A 17,783-nucleotide genomic window follows, 5' to 3' on the forward strand; every position below is an offset into this window, starting at 1 on the left:
CGCTCTATGCTGTCTGTTGCGACGCTTTCGGTGTTTGCGCCCATGTTTCTGCTGGTCTCGCTGACGCCGGGCATGTGTATGACGCTGGCCATGGTGCTGGGCATGACCCAGGGCGTGAAACGCACGCTGTGGATGATGATCGGCGAGCTGCTGGGCGTCGGGCTGGTGGCGGTGGCGGCAGGGGCCGGTGTGGCCGCGCTGATGCTGAAAAGTCCCGAAGTCTTTATGTTGTTCAAATGGGTGGGCGGGGCGTATCTGGTGTATCTGGGCGTGATGATGTGGCGTTCGCGCGGGCGCATGGCGATTCCCGGGGGAGTTGATCGGGGCGCGCCGGCCTCGCGGGGGCAGCTTTTTGTGCAGGGGTTCATGACGGCGATTGCCAATCCCAAGGGCTGGGCGTTTTTCATGGTGCTGCTGCCGCCGTTTCTGGACGATGCCCGGGCGCTGGCGCCCCAGTTGGCAAGCCTGGTGGCGGTTATTCTGGTTATCGAGTTTACCAGCCTGATGATCTATACCACCGGCGGCAAGACGCTGCGCCGGCTGCTTTCCAGAGGAGCCGGCGTGCGGCTGATGAACCGTATTTCCGGCACGCTGATGGTGGGCGTGGGGCTGTGGCTGGCGCTGGGGTAGGCCGCGTAGAAGAAAGTCAGGCTGCTTCAAGCGGCGCCGCCAGCGCCTCGGCACGTGCTTCAAGGCGCTGAATAAACGGGTTGATGTCTTCGCGATGACGCGGCAGGGAAACCGCAATACGCACTTCTATCTGGCCGGTTTCGACCAGCACACGACGGGAGAGCGCCCGTGTCAGGCGCTCGCGCACCAGCAGCGCACCGCTTTCGCTGGTGGTGGGCAGTACCAGCCAGAACGTGGTGCTCGTTGCGCGCCCCAGCACATCGTAATCGCGGCACTGGTGGCTGACTTCCTGACACAGGGCGTCCAGCAGCGCGAGCTGCGCGCGATGGCCAAACTGTTCACCGGCCATATCCAGCTGCGGCAGGTGAATGACCAGCACCGCGAGGTGCCGGTTGAGCACGGCGGCGCGCTGGTATTCGCTTTGCAGGCGCTCGTGCAGGGCGTCGATATGATAGGCGCTGCATTCACTGTCGTGGGAGTCAGTGGCGCGCAGCAGTGCCTGGCGGCGTGCCTGTTCCCAGCGTGGCAGTGCAAGCAGTAGCGCGGTGGCAAAAAAACCGACCACCCAGCTGGGCGGCGCGCTGTGCAGCGGTGTGAACCACCAGATGGGCGCGAGCAGGACGTTAATGGTGAGCGCGCTCCATAGTGGCAGCAGTAAAAAGGTCGCTGCCAGTGGCAGGCCAAGCCACACCAGCGATATCTCCGGCGGTTGCCAGATGGCGGCCAGCATCGTCACATAGGTGGCCACCAGCAGAATCATGCGCGGCAGATACACTGAAGGCGAGCGGAAGAGGTGCAGCAATAACGCGGCGAGCAGTACCAGCACCAGGAATAGCGGAGTAAACAGGGTAACGTAGTCCCCCGTGGCGTAGCGCCAGGCGGCATAGCCGGCCATCAGCAGCGGCGCGGCGATGTAGACGAGCGTCATCAAGCGGTGCGAAAACTGATGTTCGTTCAAGACGCCTCCTTTAGTGCCGCGCGGTTGCCGGCGCTCTGCTTCAGCTGCTCCACGTCGGTCAGAGCGTGTTCAACGGCGGCCAGGCTGACGTACTGGCTGTCTACCCTGGCGGGTAGCGCGTCAAGCAGGCGCTGGCGGCGCTGGGCGGCGTCTGTCTCTGAGCGTGACAGCAACAGCGTTGCCAGCGTCGTGGCATCCAGCCGATAGGCGTGTTCAAAGCGGTAGGTCAGCTGGCAAAGCGTTTGGGCAAACGGCCAGAGCTGGCGGCGCTTGACGTAAAAGATGACCAGCTCGCCATAGAGGCCGTCGCGCTCGCAGCGCAGCCGCTCGCGGGTAATGTCGCGCAGCAGCTGCTCTTGCGCCCAGAGGTTAACGCCCGGAATGAGGCGCAGGCGCTGCAGGATAGCCCCGTTAATATGGATAAACTGGCGCGCCCGGGACACGGCCAGCAGGCACAGCAGGCATAGCGTTACCAGCATCAGCCCCCAGGCGGGCGTGCTCAGCTGGGGGGCCAGCAGCACCCAGCTGAGCAGCGCACCGCTGATGTTGAACGCCGCAACCCAATGAATTTGTGGCAGCATGAACAGTGCGCACCATGCCCAGATCAACAGGGCGTGGCGCTCCGGGGCAGCCGCAATCAGGCCGATCAGCAGCGTGCCGGGCAATAATTGCCACGGCAGCCCGCGAGCACGCCGGTGGTTGAATTCCAGCAGCAGGGCGGTGATGAACAGCCAGCTGACCGACACCCACAGCACCAGTGCGGCGGCCGGCGGTGCGGCCGGCGTCCACAGCGCCAGAACAACGGCGGCTGCCAGCAGATTGGCGCGCAGCAGGCGGACTTTGTATTTACTTTGCATAGTGGCTTATTGACGTGTTTTTTGATATTGGTCGCTACTTTATATTAATAGCTTAATCTTGATAGCTTAACCGACCACCGTACACGGAGTAAGGCATGAGCGTTTCATCCTCGCGAGCTGACACAACGGATATTCCCGCTTATATGCAGGCGCTGGGCCGCGCTGCCCGTGAGGCCGCACGAGGCCTGCGCCGCGCCGATAGCGGGCGCAAAAACCGCGCACTGCTGGCCATGGCCGAGCGGATTGACGCTTCGCGCGAGGCGGTGCTGGCGGCCAACGCCGAAGACATGCAGCGCGGCCGTGACGCCGGGCTGGACGCCGCGCTGCTCGACCGGCTGGCGCTTGACCAGGCGCGCATCAACGCCATGATCGAAGGGCTGCATCAGGTAGCGGCACTGCCCGACCCGGTGGGTGAGATCGACGGCCTGCGTGCTCGCCCCAGCGGTATTCAGGTGGGGCAGATGCGCGTACCGCTGGGCGTGATCGGGATTATTTTCGAGTCGCGTCCCAACGTTACCGTCGAGGCCGCCAGCCTGTGTCTCAAGTCCGGCAACGCCTGCATTCTGCGCGGCGGCTCTGAAGCGAGCGCCTCCAACGCCGCGCTGAGCGAATGCCTCAAGGCCGGCTTGGAAGATGTCGACTTGCCGGCGGGCAGCGTGCAGGTCGTCGCTACGACCGACCGCGCCGCCGTGGGCGAGCTGATCACCAGCCCCGAGTTTGTCGACGTGATTATTCCGCGCGGGGGCAAATCGCTCATCGAGCGCATTTCGCGGGAAGCCAAAGTGCCGGTGATCAAGCACCTTGACGGCGTGTGCCACGTTTACGTTGACGCCACGGCGGATCACGAGAAAGCGCTGGCGATTGCGGTCAACGCCAAAACCCAGCGCTACGGCACCTGCAATACGCTGGAAACGCTGCTGCTTGATGCGCCCATTGCCGAGGCGCTGCTGCCCGAGCTTGCCCGGCGCTTTGCCGAGCACGAGGTCGAGCTGCGCGGCTGCGAACGCACCCGGGCAGTGCTGCCCCAGGTGATCGCGGCCAGCGAAAGCGACTGGGGCGAGGAATATCTGGCACCGGTGCTGGCCATCAAGGTCGTTGACGGCGTGGATGACGCCATGGCACACATCGAGCGTTACGGCTCGCAGCATACCGATGCCATCGTTACCCAGGATTACAGCCTGGCGCGGCGTTTCATGGCCGAGGTGGACTCAAGCTCGGTGATGGTCAACGCCTCCACGCGCTTTGCCGACGGCTTTGAGTACGGACTGGGCGCGGAAATCGGCATTTCCACCGACAAGCTGCACGCCCGGGGGCCGGTGGGTCTTGAAGGGCTGACCACGCGCAAATACGTGGTGCTGGGCGAAGGCCATATCCGCCAATGACCCGCAGTATGATTGGACCTGCGGAAACGGAGGCAGCCACGGCGCCGCGCATCGGCATGCTGGGCGGCACTTTTGATCCGGTGCATCTGGGGCATTTGCGCAGCGCCGTGGAGCTTTACGAGCATCTGGCGCTTGACCGGCTGCACATGATACCCGCCCCTCAGCCGCCGCTGCGCGGACGGCCTCAGGTTGCCGCCGAAGCGCGCTTATCGCTGCTTGAAGCCGGCATCGGCGATACCCCGGGGCTTTACGCCGACGGGCGCGAGCTCAAGCGTGCAGGGCCTTCCTACAGCGCGGACACCCTGGCCGAGCTGCGCGCTGAATACGGTGATGATGCGCGCCTCGTCATGGCGTTGGGTGAAGATGCGTTTTCACGGCTGGCTGATTGGCACGATCCCGAGCGCCTGTTCGCACTGGCGCATATCGTAGTGATCGCGCGGCCGGGGTATCCCATTGCACAGACCCAACGACTTGGGGAACTGATTGGCCAGCGCGAGGTCGCAGACGCGTCGGCCTTGATGCAAACGCCCCACGGCGGGCTTTTACGCGTGACGCTGCCCTCGCGCATGGCGATTTCCGCCACGGAGATACGCCGCCGTTTGCAGCAGGGCGAAAGCGTGCGTTATTTATTGCCCGAAGCCGTAGAGCGCGCTGCCGTTGCCAGACAGCTTTATCAAACGAACGATTATCCAACGGATGGTTGCCAGGCAGGTGAATAGCGCTGGCAGTCACACATAAAGCCGTTACAATGGCCGGCTTTACACGCTTTCCTACGGAGTTGGCATTTACCACTCATGCATATTGATACGTTGAAAAACCTGGCGACTGACGCGCTGGAAGAATTGAAAGGCCGTGATATTACCGCGCTTGACGTGGCTAAACTCACCGACGTTACCGACGTGATGCTGATTGCCAGCGCCACCTCGACGCGCCACGTATCGGCGCTGGCGCAAAACGTGGTGGAAAAAGCCAAGGCGCAGGGGCTTAACCCGCGCGGCGCTGAAGGCGGCGGCAACGCCGACTGGATGCTGGTGGATCTGGGCGATGTGATTGTTCACGTGATGCTGCCTGACGCCCGTGAGCTTTACGACCTGGAACGCCTGTGGGCGGATTTGCCGGCCGAGGGCGGCGTTGAGCAGCTGCGCGAGCGCATGGAAGAGCAGGCCGGCTCGCGATGAAAATCCGGCTGCTGGCGGTAGGGACGCGCATGCCCGATTGGGTAGAAGAAGGCGTCGAAACCTACCGCAAGCGGTTGCCGCGAGATTTCTCGCTGGAAATAGAAGAAATCGCGCTGGGTCAGCGGGGCAAGAATACTCCTGCCGCCAAGGCGCGCGAGCAGGAAGCCCGGCGTATACGCGAGCGCTTGAAAGGCGATGAGCACTTGGTGGCGCTGGAGGTGAAAGGCCAGCCCTGGACGACGCAAAAGCTGGCGCAACAGGCCGATGACTGGCGCATGCAGGGGCGCGATGTGGCGCTGCTGGTCGGCGGGCCGGATGGCCTGGCGCCCGATCTTTCGGCCGCGGCGCATAGCGCCTGGTCACTTTCTCCGCTGACGCTGCCCCACCCGCTGGTGCGCGTCATGCTGGCCGAACAGCTGTACCGTGCATGGACGCTTCTGGTCGGGCATCCCTACCATCGTTAGCACGACATTTTTTATGTAGCACGATTCGGAGAGTCTTTTCGATTGTTTTGCCTTTGTGTAACCGTTAGCTGTCGTCATGCCGCCGCGCCTTGATACGTTAAAAAATACCGAGCAGGAGCTGCGCATATTTCGTGCCCGGGCGCTGCTGGCGCTGGTGGTGGTGATCGTGCTGACCTCGCTGCTGGTCAGCCGGCTGGTCTACCTGCAGGTTGTCGAACACGACAAGTACAGCACCCGTTCGGAAAACAACCGCGTGCGCGTGGAGCCGTTGCCACCTACGCGGGGGCTGGTTTACGACCGCAACGGCGTACTGCTGGCCGAAAACCGTCCCACCTATAATCTGACGCTGGTGCGTGAGCGGGTGGACGATCTGGATCAGACCCTTGAGCGTCTGGTCGCGCTACTCGACCTCCCCGAAGACGACATCGCGGCGTTCAAACGCCGCTCCCGCCAGCGCCAGCGCCCCTTTCAGCCGGCACTGTTGATGAGCGACCTGACCGAGGCGCAAATTGCCCGGCTGGCGGTTAACCGCCACCGGCTGCCCGGCGTTGAAGTTGAAGCTCAGCTGTTACGCTACTATCCCGATGCTCGGATCATGTCGCACGCGCTGGGCTATGTCGGGCGAATTAACGCCGACGAGCTTAAAACGCTGGATACCGGGCGCTATGCGGGGACTCACTTTATCGGCAAGACCGGCATCGAGCGTTTTTATGAAGACGCGCTGCACGGCGAGGCCGGGCTGCGCAAGGTGGAAACCAACGCCCGTGGCCGGGTGCTGCGCGAGTTGGGGCGCCAAGACCCGGTGCCCGGCAAAAACCTGACGCTGACGCTGGATAGTGGGCTTCAGCGGCTGGCGTTTGACCTGCTGGATGGCCGCCGCGGCTCTATCGTGGCGATTGAGCCGCAAAGCGGTGAAATACTTGCCATGGCCTCGGCACCCGGGTTTGACAGCAACCAGTTTGTCACCGGCATCGATGTGGCCTCTTACCGTGCGCTGCAGCAGGATATTGACCTGCCGCTGTTTAACCGCGCGATTCGTGGCCACTACCCGTCGGGCTCGACGATCAAACCGTTTGTCGCCATGGCGGGGCTGCGCGAAGGCGTCATCACGCCGGAAAAGACGATTAACGACCCGGGCTACTTTCAACTGCCCAACGATTCGCGCCGCTACCGCAACTGGCTGCGCTGGGGGCACGGGCGGGTGGATATGGAACGCTCCCTGGCGGTCTCCAACAACACGTACTACTACTCGCTGGCTCACGATCTGGGGATCGACAGACTGCAGCGCCAGCTAAGCGATTTTGGCTTTGGCCAGCGTGTGGCCCACGATGTGCAGGGCGAAAGCAGCGGGCTGCTGCCTTCCCGGGAATGGAAGCGTGAGCGCTACAACCAGCCCTGGTATCCCGGTGAAACGCTGTCGGTCGGCATCGGGCAGGGGTATCTGCAAATCACGCCGCTGCAGCTGGCGACGGCGACAGCGACGCTGGCCAATAAAGGCGACTGGGTCAAACCGCGGCTGGCGCGCACGATTGACGGCGAACCGCTGCCCCGTGAGCTACCCGATACGCCCGACGATATCGAGGTGGATAACGCCAGCGAGTGGCAGACCGTGTTCAACGGCATGGAGAAGGTGCTTAGCGGCCGTGAAGGCACGGCACGGCGTTCGGGCAAGGGGCTTGAGTATCGCATGGCGGGAAAATCCGGCACCGCGCAGGTGTTTTCGCTGGGTCAGGACGAACGCTATAACGCCGAAGAGTTGGCCGAGCGGCTGCGCGATCATGCGCTGTTTATCGCGTTTGCACCGATTGACGATCCGCAAATTGCGGTGGCGATCATTGTGGAAAACGTCGGTGGTGGCAGCAGTCATGCATCGCCGCTGGCGCGTGAGATGACGGATGCCTGGCTGCTGGATGAAGGCCACCTTCCCGGCAGTGATGATCCCGCTGCCACTAATGCTCGCGCCGAAGAGGAGCGGTAAGCCATGCCCTGGACCACGTTTTCACGTCTGCTGAACCGCCACCCCGTACGCCCGCCGGATAGCGGCATATCGCGGCGTAAAAGCCTGTGGGAAAACATTCATCTGGATCCGTGGCTGCTGGGGCTGTTGTTGCTGCTGATGAGCTCAGGGCTGCTGGTGCTGTATAGCGCTTCCGGACAGCACGCTGAGATGGTGCGCGGGCAGGCGCTGCGCTTTGGCGTGGCGCTTGCGGTCATGGCGGTATTGGCCCAGTTCCCGCCCGGGACCTTTTTACGCTGGGCGCCGCTGGCCTATGGGGTTGGGGTGGCGATGCTGCTGGCGGTGGAGCTGGTGGGCGATATCGGCATGGGCGCGCAGCGCTGGCTGGAGATTCCCGGCGTCATTCGTTTTCAGCCCTCGGAAATGATGAAACTCGCTACGCCGCTGATGGTAGCTGCCTATCTCAGTCGCACCGGCATGCCGCCCCGGCTGCGCCATCTGTTGGTTTCCGCACTGATTATCGGCGCGCCGGTGGTGCTGATTGCCATGCAGCCGGATCTGGGCACGTCGATTCTGGTAGCGACCGCGGCGCTGATCGTGGTGCTGCTGGCGGGGCTTTCGTGGCGGCTCATCGGGTTTTTCCTGCTGGTGCTGGGGGCAGCGCTGCCGCTGCTCTGGATGAATTTGCAAAACTACCAGCGCCAGCGCGTGCTGACGTTTTTAAATCCCGAAAGTGATCCGCTCGGCGCCGGCTGGAATATTATCCAGTCGACCACGGCGATCGGCAGCGGTGGCGTCTGGGGCAAGGGCTGGTTCGAGGGCACCCAATCGCAGCTGGAGTTTTTGCCCGAGCGCCATACCGATTTTATTATCGCCGTGCTGGGTGAAGAGTTTGGCCTGGTGGGCATGACGGCGCTGCTGGCGCTGTACGTGATTATTGTGTGCCGGGGATTGTGGCTGGCGGCCGGCGCACAGGATACCTTCGGGCGGCTGGTGGCCGGCAGTATCATCCTGACCTTTTTCATCTATGTCTTTGTCAACGTGGGGATGGTCAGCGGTATTCTGCCCGTGGTGGGCGTGCCGCTGCCGCTGATCAGCTTTGGGGGCACCTCAAGCGTGACCCTGCTGGCGGGGTTCGGTATTCTCATGTCGGTTCACGCCCATCGCCGGCTGCTGCCGCGTTAACTTTCTGGAGTCAATCCTAATGTATAAAGCCTCTCAGCTACGCTTTCGACTGCAGGCGGCGGCCATGGTGCTGGGCGCACTGGGCGCACTGGGCGTTGCCGGCAGCGCCGTTGCCGCGCCTGATTTTGATCCTCGGCAGGCGGGCTCGGATGCCGCAGTGCTGGTGGATGAGCTTAGCCAGCAAGGCCTGCCGCGTGACTTTCTCGTCGACACGCTGAGCCAGGCAAATGCCAGCCAGGAAGTGCTGGACGCCATGTCTGGTGCCGCCGAGTTTCGTATGGAATGGCCGGAGTACCGGGCTATTTTCATGTCCGATCGGCGCATTGAGGAAGGCGCCGCGTTTATGCGCGAGTATCGCGAGGCGCTGGATAGAGCGCAGGCAGAATATGGCGTGGATCCCGAAGTGATAACGGCGATTATCGGCGTGGAAACCTACTACGGACGCTATACGGGAAAGCACCGCGTGCTGGATTCGCTGGCCACGCTGGCCTTTGAGCACCCGCAGCGCGGCGACTTCTTCCGCGGCGAGCTGGCGGCGTTTTTGCGCCTTGCCTTCGAGCAGGGCGTCGACCCCGGCACGCTGCTGGGTTCTTATGCCGGTGCCATGGGCTACCCGCAGTTTATTCCTACCAGCTACGACGCTTATGCGGTCGACTTTGACGACGACGGCAAGCGCGATCTGTGGCACAACCCGGTGGATGCCATTGGTAGCGTAGCCAGCTATTTTTCCGAGCACGACTGGCGTGCCGGCGAGGCCGTTTACCAGGCGGCAGAAGGGCCGGAAACGCCGCCTGACGCCATCGCGCTGAATCAAACCTCGCGGCCGTCGGTGACGCTTGATGAGGCAGCGCAAGCCGGTATCAAGCCGGTTGGAAGCGGTGCTGAGTCATTTGCTCAGGACCTTGAGCGCCTTGTGGTGCCGCTGCGTTTTGCCATGGAGGAGGGCGCGCCCGAATACCGGCTGGGCGGGTTCAATTTTTACGTGATCATGCGCTATAACCACAGCCACCTTTACGCCATGGCAGTGGCCGAGCTGGCCGAGGCTATTGCGCAAAAGCACGCGTCACTCGATCAAGATGAGGAGCAGGCATGAGACACCGCCGAGGCATGACATGGCCCGTCGTTACGCCCCGCACGCTGTTGTGTACAGGTATTGCCTGCACGCTGCTGACGCTTGCCGGCTGTGCCAGTCAGAGCGCTGCGCCGCCGACGCCTGAAAGCGCTACCGAAGCGCCCGCGAAAAAGGCCGCGACGGGGGGTGGCAACACCGATGATGATGCCTCGGGCGGCGGGCGCTATGCCATGAGCGCCGACGCCTATCCGCTTGATCCGCCTGACGTATCTGACGTGCCCGACGCCATACCGCGCAAGGAGCCGTTGTCCCGGGCGGGCAATCGTTCCACCTACTCGGTGTGGGGGAAAAGCTACCGGGTACTGCCTGATGCCAAGGGCTATAACGAAACCGGCACGGCGTCCTGGTATGGCAAAAAATTTCATGGCTATGCCACGTCCAGCGGTGAAATTTACGATATGTACGAGATGAGCGCGGCGCACCGTTCACTACCGCTGCCCACCTTTGCCCGTGTCACGCGGGTAGGCACCAACAAGTCAGTGATTGTACGGGTCAATGACCGTGGGCCTTTTCATAGCGAGCGGGTGATTGACCTGTCTTACGCCGCGGCCTCACGGCTTGGGCTGACCGACCACGGTACGGGGCGCGTCAACGTGGAAGCCATTGACCCGGACCAGTGGCTGGCCCGGCACGGCAACGTGTCATCGGGTGAGAGGCCACCCCGCGCCATCGCGCGCAAGGATGTACCCAGCAGTGACGTATCAAGCAATGACGTCACACAGCCTGCGGCAGCGCCTGAAGCACCGGCAGGTCAGGCTGAGCCGGCCGCGTCAGATAGCGGCACCTATTGGCAGGTAGCGGCGCTGGAAAGCCGGCAGGGCGCCGTGAAACTGAAGCGTCGCCTGCAAGGCGAGCTGAGCCACGCGGTGCGGATTGCCGAAGCCGATGGCATGTATCGGGTGCAGGTCGGGCCGGTTGGCTCGGTCTCCGGCGAAGCCGCCCTGCGCGACACTTTGCGCCGCGCAGGCTTTCCCCAGGCGTTTATCGTGCGATAATGCGCCCCTTTTCCGGTAAGCGGCAGCGGGTACGCTGTTGTTGAACGTCATCGAATGCTTGATAAGCGAGAGTCATGTAATGAAAGCGTTGTTAAAAAAACCGTTTAATAAACAGCTAAAAACACGGTTAACGAACTCGTCGGGAAAACGGTCAATGTTCAGCCTGGCGGCCCCGATGGGGCAGTCTTTACGCCTGTTCTCTTTACGTACCTTTGTCGGTGCTGCCCTGTTTTCGGCTGCATTGGTGTCGGTTGGCACACTGACATCCATGCCGGCAAACGCGCAGACCATTCCGCAGCCGCAAACCATTATTCCCTCCGCGCCGCAGCTGGCGGCCAATTCATGGATTCTCATGGACGCCAACAGCGGCCATATTCTGGCGCAAAACAACGCCGATGAGCGCTTGCCGCCGGCCAGTCTGACCAAGCTGATGACGGCGTATCTCGCCGAGCGTGAGCTGGATCGCGGCTCGCTCAGTCCGGATGACAAGGTCAACGTCAGCGAAAAGGCCTGGCGTACCGGCGGCTCCAAGATGTTTATTGAAGTGGGCAGTCAGGTGCCCGTGGAAAAACTGCTGCACGGCATCGTCATCGTCTCGGGCAACGATGCCAGCGTGGCCATGGCGGAACATATTGCCGGCGGTGAGGCGCAGTTTGCCGACCTGATGAACCAGCACGCGGCTCGTCTGGGCATGGAAAACACCCACTTTGAAAATGCCACCGGCCTGCCGGTGGAGGGGCACTATTCAAGCGCACATGATTTGGCGCGGCTGGCCCAGCATATTATCAACGACTACCCCGAACACTATAAAATGTACTCCGAGCGCGATTTTGCCTATGGCGGCATCGAGCAGTCCAACCGTAACCGCCTGCTGTGGCGCGACCCTTCCGCTGACGGGCTGAAAACCGGCTGGACCGAGGCGGCGGGCTATTGCCTGGTATCGTCGGCCAAGCGCGAGGATATGCGGCTGGTTGCGGTGGTCATGGGAACAAAATCAGAAGAAGCCCGGGTTCAGGAATCGCAAAAGCTGCTCAGCTACGGTTTTCGCTTTTATGAAACCAAGCACCTCTACGAGCGCGGTGCCGTGCTCGCGAATCCGCGGATCTGGGGCGGCGACATCAACGAAGTGCGCGTTGGCGTCGACAAGGAAGTCTTCATGACGCTGCCGCGCAACCGCAACGAAGAGCTGCGCGCCCGGATTAATTTGAAAAGTGACATGAGCGCCCCCATTTCGGTAGGCGATGACGTCGGCACGCTTGACGTCACGCTGGGCGACAAGGTGGTCGGTACACGCACGCTGGTGGCGCTTGAAGACGTCGAAGAAGGCGGGTTCTTCAAGCGCCTGATGGATCAGGTGCAGCGCTTTTTCAGCGGCTTGTTTAGCCGCTTTACCGACTAAATACGACCAACCGCGTGGAAAGAATTATGCAGCCAAGCGGCACCAAATCATTTCGTGATTTACGCCAGACAGGGGGCAAAACGCCCCCCAAAATCACCTTCCCGTGCGACTACCCCATCAAGGTGGTCGGCGATGCGGCGGACGACTTTTCCGCAGCGGTGTGTCAGGTCGTCGAGCGCCACGCGCCCGACTTCAACGCCGCCAATATTCAGGTGATCGACAGCCGCAACGGTCGCTTTCAGTCGGTGCGTTTGACCATTCGCGCCACCGGCGAGCAGCAGATCAACCAGCTGTTCGTTGATCTGAAAGCCACCGGTCGCGTTCATATGGTGGTGTAGCGTGAGTGACTCCACCGGGATTGCGCTGCACCGTTTGGGCCTGCGTTCTTACCTGCCCGTGTGGGAAGCCATGCGCGAACTGACTGATACGCGCGACGCGCAAACGCCGGATCAGTTCTGGCTGGTGGAACACGAGCCGGTGTTTACCCAGGGGCAGGCGGGCAAGCCCGAGCATGTGTTGATGCCCGGCGATATTCCCGTGGTGCAGACCGACCGCGGCGGTCAGGTCACCTACCATGGCCCCGGCCAGGTGGTGCTGTATCCGCTGTTGGACGTGCGCCGCGCCAAATGGGGCGTACGCGACCTGGTGACGGCGATGGAAAATGCGGTGATCGACGTGCTGGCGGGCTACGGCATTAGCGCCCGCGCGCGGCCGGATGCGCCGGGCGTTTATGTGACCCATAACGGCGGTGAAGGTGGCGAAGACGAGGCCAAGATTGCCTCGCTGGGGCTGCGTATTCGTCGCGGCGCGAGTTTTCACGGCGTGGCGCTGAATGTTGACTGCGACCTGGAACCGTTTTCGCGGATTAATCCCTGCGGCTATGCGGGCCTGCCGATGGCGCGAATGTCAGCGTTGACCGAGCGTCGCGTGAGCGTCGCTGAGGTGGGCGAGCAGCTGGCGCAAGCGCTGGCAGCGCGGCTCGAACGCACGCTTGTGACCCGGGAATAAAAAGCCCCACCTGCCGCTCTACGACAGGTGGGGCTTTGGGCGCCAGATAGGCCAGCGTTAGCCGACGTTCTCGACCGCAATCAGGTTGGCGTTATCGGCGGTTTCCTGGCCGGGCACTGCGGCGGGCGAGGCCAGCCCCAGGTTATTTTTCTCGAATACGCGGTCAGCACGGTAGCTGGAGCGCACCAGAGGGCCCGACGGCACTTCCATGAAGCCTTTTTCCAGCCCCAATACGCGGTAGCGGTCAAACTCCTCGGGCGTAACCCAGCGCTCCACCGGCAGGTGGTTTTTGGTCGGGCGCAGGTACTGGCCGAGGGTGACGATATCCACGCCGATCTCGCGCAGGTCATCAAACGTCTGCAGGATTTCTTCGTCGGTCTCACCCAGCCCCAGCATCAGGCTGGTTTTGGTGATGACGTCAGGGCGGTAGCGCTTGGCGTGGGCGAGTACGTCCAGGGTTTTACGATAGCCTGCGCGCGGGTCGCGCACGCGGCCGGTCAGGCGCTCAACGGTTTCGACGTTCTGGGCAAACACCTCAAGGCCGGAATCCGCGACCCGCTCGATAGCCGCTGGATCGGCGTCAAAATCGGGGGTCAGCGCTTCCACCACGACCTCGGGCGTGCGCGCCTTGATCGCACGGATGCAGCTGGCGTAGTGGCCGGCGCCGCCGTCGTCGAGGTCGTCGCGGTCAACCGAGGTCAGGACGATATAGCGAAGCCCCATCAGCTCGACCGACTTGGCGGTGTTTTCCGGCTCGTCGGTATCCAGCCAGCCCTGAGGGTTGCCGGTATCCACCGCGCAGAAACGGCAGGCGCGGGTACAGACCGCGCCCATCAGCATGATGGTGGCGGTGCCGTTGCTCCAGCACTCGCCCATGTTAGGGCAGTGCGACTCGGCACACACGGTGCTCAAACCGTGGTTGGCGACGTTTTTCTTGACCGCTTCAAAACGCTCGCCGCCGGGAATCCGGGCACGCAGCCATTTTGGCTTGCGCTCCAGCGGCTGGCTTGTAGACGCCGTTTCAGCGGCGGGCGCTGCCGGCTGAGCCTTACGCTGTTTGATCCCGTCCTTGATGACAGACGTGCCGCGTTCGTTGCGGAACTTTGCGCCGCTTTGCACGCGCTGCGAGGTATCGTTGCTCATGGGTGAAAAGAGCCTCTACTGTGCGATGACGGGCTAAACCGCCAAAAATCGGGGGCATCAGCACGTCAATGAATACGTCGGTAAATACGACTAATGTAACATGACAACCGGCACGCAAGATATTCCCGGTAGCGCGGTAATGCCGGAACCGGGCTAGCGCTTCTTTTGGGCGTGGGTTAGGGTAGGCGCATTTTTTCACTCGTGCAAAAGCGCCACGCAGCGCGCGATATGGCCTGTTAACTGCCGTTTTATCGTCGGCACATTTATTTAAGTGGAGCACTATGGGCAAGTCACTGGTCATCGTGGAGTCGCCAGCCAAGGCGAAAACGATCAACAAGTATCTCGGCAACGATTTTATCGTCAAGTCGAGCGTGGGCCACATACGTGATCTACCGACCAGCGGCTCGAGTAAAACCGCTGTCGACCCTAAAGAGCGCGCGCGTCAGGCGGCGATAACCCGCAAGATGTCGGCAGACGAAAAGGTGGTGCATAAAAAGCGCAAGGCGCACACCCAGCTCATCCGCCGCATGGGCATCGACCCGGATAACGGCTGGGAGGCGCAATACGAAACGCTGCCGGGTAAAGAGAAGGTGGTGGCAGAGCTTAAAAAGCTGGCCGCCGATGCCGACGCCGTCTACCTGGCCACGGATTTGGACCGCGAAGGCGAGGCGATTGCCTGGCACCTGCGCGAGACCATCGGTGGTGACGAAGGGCGCTATAAGCGCGTGGTGTTCAACGAGATCACCAAAAACGCGATTCAGGACGCCTTTAAAGCACCTGGCACGCTGAACATTCCCCGGGTAGAAGCGCAGCAGGCGCGGCGTTTTCTCGACCGCGTGGTGGGCTTTATGCTCTCGCCGCTATTGTGGGCCAAAGTGGCCCGCGGGCTGTCGGCGGGGCGGGTGCAGTCGGTGGCCGTGAGGCTGATCGTCGAGCGCGAGCGCGAGATCCGCGCGTTTATTCCTGAAGAGTTCTGGGACGTCCACGCCGATCTGGTAACGCCCGAGGGCGAGGCCGTGCGCTTTGCGCTGGCGCGCCAGGACGGCAAGGCTTTCCGTCCCACGTCAGAGGCCGACACCCTTGAGCGCATTGCCGCGCTGAACAAGGCCGACTTTTCGATTACCGCCCGGGAAGACAAGCCCACGCGTTCCAAGCCCGGCGCGCCCTTTATTACCTCGACGCTGCAGCAGGCGGCCAGCGGGCGCCTGGGCTTCTCGGTCAAAAAGACCATGACCATGGCCCAGCGCCTTTATGAGGCGGGCTACATTACCTACATGCGGACCGACTCCACCAACCTGTCCAACGACGCGGTGGAAGGCGTGCGCGGCTTTATTGGCGAAGAGTTTGGCGAGCGTTACCTGCCCGCAGACGCTATTCGCTACACCAGCAAGGAAAGCGCTCAGGAAGCGCACGAGGCGATTCGCCCGTCAAGCGTTGAGCGCAAGGCCACCGACTTGGCCGGCATGGAGCGCGACGCCGAGCGTTTGTACGAGCTGATCTGGCGGCAGTTTGTGGCCTGCCAGATGACCCCGGCCGAGTACCTGTCGAGCACCCTGAGCATCGACGTGAAAGGTTTTGAGCTGCGCGCCAAAGGCCGCGTGCTGAAGTTTGACGGTTATACCCGGGTGATGAAGCCGTCGGGCAAGAACGAGGATCAGCACCTGCCCGATCTGCCCGAAGGCACGCCGATGACGCTCGACGCGCTGGATCCGCAGCAGCACTTCACCAAGCCGCCGGCGCGCTACACCGAGGCGGCGCTGGTCAAGGAGCTGGAAAAGCAGGGCATTGGTCGGCCATCGACCTATGCGGCGATTATTTCCACCATTCAGGATCGCGGCTACGTCAGGCTGGAAAGCCGGCGTTTCTACGCCGAAAAGCTTGGCGACATCGTCACCGAGCGGCTCAAGGAGTCGTTCCCCGACCTGATGGACTATTCCTTTACCGCGCGGATGGAAGGCGGGCTGGACGACGTGGCCGAGGGTGAACGCAACTGGCGCGCGCTGCTCGACGCCTTTTACCATGAGTTCCGTGAAGAGCTTTCCCGCGCCGAAAGCGAAGACGGCATGCGTCCCAACGAGCCGGTGCCGACCGACATCGAGTGCCCCAAATGCGGCCGTCACATGCAGATCCGCACCGCCTCGACGGGGGTGTTTCTGGGCTGTAGCGGCTATAACCTGCCGCCCAAGGAACGCTGCAAAACCACCATTGACCTGATTCCCGGCGAAGAAGCCGTTGCCGACGACGCCGGCGCAGATGCCGAAACCGACGCGCTGCGCGCCAAACGCCGCTGCCCCCGTTGCGAAACGGCCATGGACAGCTACCTGATCGACGAGGCGCGCAAGCTGCACATCTGCGGCAACAGCCCCGACTGCCGCGGCTACGAAATAGAAGCCGGCAAGTTCAAGATCAAGGGCTATGAAGGCCCGGTGATCGAGTGCGACAAGTGCGGCAGCGAGATGCAGCTGAAATCCGGGCGCTTCGGCAAGTACTTCGGTTGCACCAACGAAGAGTGCAAGAACACCCGCAAGCTGTTGCGTAGCGGCGAAGTCGCGCCGCCCAAGATCGATCCGATCCCCATGCCCGAGCTTGCCTGCCAGAAGGTGGAAGACCACTACGTGCTGCGCGACGGCGCCAGCGGGCTGTTCCTCGCGGCGAGCAAGTTTCCCAAGAATCGTGAAACCCGCCCGCCGCTGGTCAAAGAGCTGAAGGCGCACGCCGACGAACTGCCCGAGAAGTATCACTTCATTCTCAAGGCGCCCAGCGAAGACCCCGACGGCCGGCCGACCCAGATACGTTTTTCGCGCAAGAGCAAGGAGCAGTTCGTGATGACCGATGAAGACGGCAAAGCCACGGGCTGGAAGGCCAACTTTGCAGACGGTCAGTGGGTCGTGGAAGACAAGCGTAAAAAGTAACGGCGAGGGCAGTGAAGCAGGCGTTTCGCCAGGCGTTGTGTGTGAACCCGGGGCGTGTGCCGGTGTCGTACGCGTGGCGTGTCACGAGCATACAAAGGAGAGGGATATGCGCTATAACCAAGTTCGCGATCTGGTGGCCTGGGCCGCTGATTTTCATGGGCGAATGGCCCGCCAGTTCAGCGATACGGCGAAAGAGGCCGAGAGCGAGCGCCTGCAAATGGCGCTCGACTATCTCGCCAGCGAAGAGCTGCGTATGAAAACCGGGCTGGAGGATGCTCTTGCCGACGATTCCGAGCATCAGAAAGTGCTTAACACCTGGTTTGACGATGCGTCGGATTTTCCCCAGCCTCCCGAACTTGAGCGTCTGGCGCAGTACGCCACCTACGACAGCATTGATGCGGCCATGAATGTCTCGGTGGAGGCGCATAACGCGCTTCAGCGCCTGTACGCGTACCGCGCAGAAAAAGCGGCCATTCCCGAATCGGCCGATTTTTTCAACGCGCTGGCCGAAGGCCACGAAGCCGAAGTGCGCCGTATCGTGTCGCAGTTTGAAGAGTTCAGCGATCTTTAGCTAGGAACGTAT

General features: G+C 62.2%; 17 protein-coding genes. 14 read left to right on the plus strand and 3 right to left on the minus strand.

The genetic code is table 11. The annotated features are described in order from the left end of the window. Nucleotides 1-6 precede the first annotated feature (6 nt). The gene (locus tag B5495_RS00235; protein WP_172824502.1) at nucleotides 7-630 is read left to right on the plus strand and encodes a LysE family translocator; all 624 of its coding nucleotides are present in this window, start codon (nucleotides 7-9) and stop codon (nucleotides 628-630) included. Nucleotides 631-646: 16 nt separating this feature from the next. Here B5495_RS00235 and B5495_RS00240 read toward each other — a convergent pair whose 3' ends face one another. Both B5495_RS00240 and B5495_RS00245 read right to left on the minus strand, forming a co-directional pair. After that, entirely contained in the window at nucleotides 647-1,588 is a 942-nt protein-coding gene (locus tag B5495_RS00240; protein ID WP_079550297.1) for a diguanylate cyclase, read from the minus strand. Beyond that, nucleotides 1,585-2,445 carry a hypothetical protein gene (locus B5495_RS00245; RefSeq protein WP_079550299.1) on the minus strand — a complete coding sequence of 287 codons (861 nt, stop codon included), beginning with the start codon at nucleotides 2,443-2,445 and terminating at the stop codon, nucleotides 1,585-1,587. The genes B5495_RS00240 and B5495_RS00245 overlap by 4 nt, the downstream gene beginning before the upstream one ends. 95 nt (nucleotides 2,446-2,540) lie before the next feature. Here B5495_RS00245 and B5495_RS00250 point away from each other — a divergent pair, with 95 nt between their 5' ends. From B5495_RS00250 to lipB, 11 genes are all read left to right on the plus strand, one after another. Then, the gene (locus B5495_RS00250; RefSeq protein ID WP_079550301.1) at nucleotides 2,541-3,827 is read left to right on the plus strand and encodes a glutamate-5-semialdehyde dehydrogenase; all 1,287 of its coding nucleotides are present in this window, start codon (nucleotides 2,541-2,543) and stop codon (nucleotides 3,825-3,827) included. Nucleotides 3,828-3,835: 8 nt separating this feature from the next. Beyond that, a complete protein-coding gene (gene nadD / locus B5495_RS00255) occupies nucleotides 3,836-4,546 on the plus strand; it encodes a nicotinate-nucleotide adenylyltransferase (protein ID WP_154045154.1) in 711 nt (236 codons plus the stop codon). Between the two features lie 75 nt (nucleotides 4,547-4,621). Further along, on the plus strand, nucleotides 4,622-5,005 hold the full coding sequence (gene rsfS / locus B5495_RS00260; RefSeq protein ID WP_079550305.1) for a ribosome silencing factor: 384 nt from the start codon (nucleotides 4,622-4,624) through the stop codon (nucleotides 5,003-5,005). Next, a complete protein-coding gene (gene rlmH / locus B5495_RS00265) occupies nucleotides 5,002-5,469 on the plus strand; it encodes a 23S rRNA (pseudouridine(1915)-N(3))-methyltransferase RlmH (protein ID WP_079550307.1) in 468 nt (155 codons plus the stop codon). The genes rsfS and rlmH overlap by 4 nt, the downstream gene beginning before the upstream one ends. 76 nt (nucleotides 5,470-5,545) lie before the next feature. Beyond that, nucleotides 5,546-7,447, plus strand: a complete 1,902-nt coding sequence (gene mrdA / locus B5495_RS00270) for a penicillin-binding protein 2 (RefSeq protein WP_079550309.1) — start codon at nucleotides 5,546-5,548, stop codon at nucleotides 7,445-7,447. Nucleotides 7,448-7,450: 3 nt separating this feature from the next. Then, nucleotides 7,451-8,611, plus strand: coding sequence for a rod shape-determining protein RodA (gene rodA, locus B5495_RS00275; protein ID WP_079550311.1), 1,161 nt, complete (start codon nucleotides 7,451-7,453; stop codon nucleotides 8,609-8,611). Between the two features lie 19 nt (nucleotides 8,612-8,630). After that, a complete protein-coding gene (gene mltB, locus B5495_RS00280) occupies nucleotides 8,631-9,704 on the plus strand; it encodes a lytic murein transglycosylase B (protein ID WP_079550312.1) in 1,074 nt (357 codons plus the stop codon). A gap of 14 nt (nucleotides 9,705-9,718) precedes the next feature. Further along, a complete protein-coding gene (locus tag B5495_RS00285) occupies nucleotides 9,719-10,738 on the plus strand; it encodes a septal ring lytic transglycosylase RlpA family protein (RefSeq protein ID WP_231897206.1) in 1,020 nt (339 codons plus the stop codon). Between the two features lie 175 nt (nucleotides 10,739-10,913). Continuing rightward, complete coding sequence (locus B5495_RS00290; RefSeq protein WP_079554821.1) at nucleotides 10,914-12,137, plus strand: D-alanyl-D-alanine carboxypeptidase family protein; 1,224 nt, start codon at nucleotides 10,914-10,916, stop codon at nucleotides 12,135-12,137. A 26-nt stretch (nucleotides 12,138-12,163) separates the two neighbouring features. Further along, entirely contained in the window at nucleotides 12,164-12,475 is a 312-nt protein-coding gene (locus tag B5495_RS00295) for an HP0495 family protein (protein ID WP_079550316.1), read from the plus strand. A gap of 1 nt (nucleotide 12,476) precedes the next feature. Next, on the plus strand, nucleotides 12,477-13,145 hold the full coding sequence (gene lipB, locus B5495_RS00300) for a lipoyl(octanoyl) transferase LipB (RefSeq protein WP_079550318.1): 669 nt from the start codon (nucleotides 12,477-12,479) through the stop codon (nucleotides 13,143-13,145). Between the two features lie 57 nt (nucleotides 13,146-13,202). Here the strand turns inward: lipB and lipA are convergent, their stop codons facing one another. Beyond that, a complete protein-coding gene (gene lipA / locus B5495_RS00305; protein ID WP_079550320.1) occupies nucleotides 13,203-14,288 on the minus strand; it encodes a lipoyl synthase in 1,086 nt (361 codons plus the stop codon). A 281-nt stretch (nucleotides 14,289-14,569) separates the two neighbouring features. Between lipA and topA the strand changes: the two genes are divergently transcribed. Both topA and B5495_RS00315 read left to right on the plus strand, forming a co-directional pair. After that, nucleotides 14,570-17,200: a type I DNA topoisomerase gene (gene topA / locus B5495_RS00310; protein ID WP_079550322.1), complete on the plus strand. Its 2,631-nt coding sequence runs from the start codon at nucleotides 14,570-14,572 to the stop codon at nucleotides 17,198-17,200. Between the two features lie 106 nt (nucleotides 17,201-17,306). After that, nucleotides 17,307-17,771 (plus strand): hypothetical protein, encoded by a 465-nt coding sequence (locus tag B5495_RS00315; RefSeq protein WP_079550324.1) that lies wholly within the window; start codon nucleotides 17,307-17,309, stop codon nucleotides 17,769-17,771. The last annotated feature ends 12 nt before the right edge of the window (nucleotides 17,772-17,783 follow it).

Origin of the sequence: Vreelandella subglaciescola (assembly GCF_900142895.1) — a bacterium.
GTDB classification, from domain to species: domain Bacteria; phylum Pseudomonadota; class Gammaproteobacteria; order Pseudomonadales; family Halomonadaceae; genus Vreelandella; species Vreelandella subglaciescola.

Bases quoted from the DNA above. Each gene is read 5' to 3' on its own strand.
- mltB (WP_079550312.1), top strand. From the start codon at position 8,631: ATGTATAAAGCCTCTCAGCTACGCTTTCGACTGCAGGCGGCGGCCATG.
- B5495_RS00315 (WP_079550324.1), top strand. From the start codon at position 17,307: ATGCGCTATAACCAAGTTCGCGATCTGGTGGCCTGGGCCGCTGATTTT.
- B5495_RS00295 (WP_079550316.1), top strand. From the start codon at position 12,164: ATGCAGCCAAGCGGCACCAAATCATTTCGTGATTTACGCCAGACAGGG.
- rlmH (WP_079550307.1), top strand. From the start codon at position 5,002: ATGAAAATCCGGCTGCTGGCGGTAGGGACGCGCATGCCCGATTGGGTA.
- mrdA (WP_079550309.1), top strand. From the start codon at position 5,546: ATGCCGCCGCGCCTTGATACGTTAAAAAATACCGAGCAGGAGCTGCGC.
- topA (WP_079550322.1), top strand. From the start codon at position 14,570: ATGGGCAAGTCACTGGTCATCGTGGAGTCGCCAGCCAAGGCGAAAACG.
- B5495_RS00245 (WP_079550299.1), bottom strand. From the start codon at position 2,445: ATGCAAAGTAAATACAAAGTCCGCCTGCTGCGCGCCAATCTGCTGGCA.
- lipA (WP_079550320.1), bottom strand. From the start codon at position 14,288: ATGAGCAACGATACCTCGCAGCGCGTGCAAAGCGGCGCAAAGTTCCGC.
- nadD (WP_154045154.1), top strand. From the start codon at position 3,836: ATGATTGGACCTGCGGAAACGGAGGCAGCCACGGCGCCGCGCATCGGC.
- B5495_RS00285 (WP_231897206.1), top strand. From the start codon at position 9,719: ATGACATGGCCCGTCGTTACGCCCCGCACGCTGTTGTGTACAGGTATT.
- rsfS (WP_079550305.1), top strand. From the start codon at position 4,622: ATGCATATTGATACGTTGAAAAACCTGGCGACTGACGCGCTGGAAGAA.
- B5495_RS00235 (WP_172824502.1), top strand. From the start codon at position 7: ATGCTGTCTGTTGCGACGCTTTCGGTGTTTGCGCCCATGTTTCTGCTG.
- rodA (WP_079550311.1), top strand. From the start codon at position 7,451: ATGCCCTGGACCACGTTTTCACGTCTGCTGAACCGCCACCCCGTACGC.
- B5495_RS00290 (WP_079554821.1), top strand. From the start codon at position 10,914: ATGGGGCAGTCTTTACGCCTGTTCTCTTTACGTACCTTTGTCGGTGCT.
- B5495_RS00250 (WP_079550301.1), top strand. From the start codon at position 2,541: ATGAGCGTTTCATCCTCGCGAGCTGACACAACGGATATTCCCGCTTAT.